The organism is Streptomyces africanus (assembly GCF_002150735.1).
Classification (GTDB): domain Bacteria; phylum Actinomycetota; class Actinomycetes; order Streptomycetales; family Streptomycetaceae; genus Streptomyces; species Streptomyces africanus.
Genome location: NZ_MUKA01000343.1, coordinates 1 through 1,860 on the forward strand (window position 1 = coordinate 1; position 1,860 = coordinate 1,860).

Annotated in this window: 1 protein-coding gene; it reads right to left on the bottom strand. The window is 68.0% G+C overall.

What is annotated here, in order from left to right; all coding sequences use genetic code 11:
- Positions 1-81: 81 nt before the first annotated feature.
- A complete protein-coding gene (locus CCL05_RS34910; protein ID WP_244204502.1) occupies positions 82-1,659 on the bottom strand; it encodes an FAD-binding oxidoreductase in 1,578 nt (525 codons plus the stop codon).
- Positions 1,660-1,860 lie beyond the last annotated feature (201 nt).

The following is a 1,860-nucleotide window of genomic DNA, read 5'->3' on the forward strand; positions in this document are numbered from 1 at the left end:
TGCCCTGACTTTGCGGACACGACCTAGGTCTAAAACTGCCGGGTGGGGCCGGACATCCCGCCCCACCCGGGCCGTGTCACGTCAGCTGCTCGGCAACTCGATGGACTGCGGGTGGCGGAAGAAGTTCCGCGGGTCCCACTCGGCCTTGATCCGCTGCAGCCGCGGGTAGTTGTCCTTGTAGTACAGCTCGTGGCAGGACATGCCGGACCTGTTGAACGCCGGGTCGCTCAGGTCGTTGTCCGGGTAGTTGATGTAGCAGCCGTCGGTGACGCCGTTGGGCACCGGGACGCCGCCCGTGTCGGCGTACAGGTCCTGGTACAGCGACCGCAGCCAGGTGACGTTCCGCTCGTCGTCCTCGGCCTTGTGCCAGTACGACTCGAAGTACACCAGCCAGAGGGCGTCGCGGTGGGTGGCCGCGGTGTCGGCGTCGTCCAGCGCGCTGATCTGTCCGCGGACGGAGTTGATGACCAGGAAGCTGTACGGGTTGGGGTTGACGGTCTTCGTCAGGTACCGGTAGATGGTCTGCACCTGGTGCTCGGGGAAGGCGTCCTTCATGTAGGTCGACTTGTGGGAGGTGCGCAGACTGGGGCTGGTGATCGTCTCGCCGGCGGTCATGGTCGCCGCGGTGGCCTTCAGGAACGGCTGCTCCGTGATGGAGTTGCGCTGCGGCTGGACGCCGAGCGAGTCGGCCACGAACGCGATGAAGTCGTCCACCAGCCTGCGGGCGTCCGGCACGGTCGAGTCGATCTGCGCGACGACGTTGAAGGTGCCCGAGTCGGCGTGCTGGAGGAAGATCCAGTGGCCGAGGTCGATGTACGGCGAGTCGAGGCCGCCGTGGGTCTTGGACCAGTCGGCGTACCGGGCCATGAAGGTGGCGAACGCCTCCTCGGTGATCTGGTCCCACGACCAGGCCGCGAAGATGGAGAAGACGGTGGACGGCGCCTTCGGCAGCAGGTCGCCCGGGCCGCCCTCGGCTCCGCGGCTGCGCATCCAGAAGCGGGTGACGACACCGAAGTTGCCACCTCCCCCGCCGGCGACCGCCCAGGCCAGGTCGTGGTAGGGGTCCTCCGGGTCGCGGGTGGCGACGACGGCGCGCACCTCGCCCCGCTCGTCCACGGTGACGATCTCGACGGCGTAGAGGTGGTCGCTGAGGATGCCGTGCTTGCGGGAGAGGATTCCGTACCCGCCGCCGGAGAAATGGCCGCCGGCGCCCGTGGCGTAGCAGCCGCCGCCGGGCAGGGTGACGCCCCAGCCGATGTGCAGGGTCTCGTAGATCTTCAGCAGTGTGGCGCCCGGTTCCACGACGAAGGCGCCGTGGTCCTCGTCGAAGCCGACGTGGTCCATCAGCCGCATGTCGACGATGATTTCCGTCTCGTCGTTGAAGACAAGGTTCTCGAAGCAGTGTCCGCCGCTGCGGACGGCGACGCGCTTGTTGTCGCGGACCGCCTCCCTGACGATCTCGACGACCTGCTCGGTGGTGGACGGAAGGCGGATCGCCTCGGGAGAGGCCACGTGCCGGTTGTTGCCGTGGCCCCTGATCATGTCCGGGTAGCGGGCGTCGTCGGGCGTCACCGTGGGGATGGCCTGGGTGTGACGGCGCGGCGCAGCGTTCTGGGGGGTCGCCGGAGCCGGGTGGTGGTTGGCTACGGTGCTGTTCACTCGGTTCACGCTCCCGTTTCGTGAGCTGCTCGTCCAGCGAGCTCGTTCGCTTGCTGCACCACCAGCCTCGGCGCCTCGTCGGGGACGTCCCGGAACTCCCACGGGTTGTTTGTCAGGTACACCGATCCCGGACGCCGGGAAGTGGTGTGGACCGGCCAACGGCAGGCGCTTTCCGGTCGCCCCCGTTCCGGTTCACTGCCC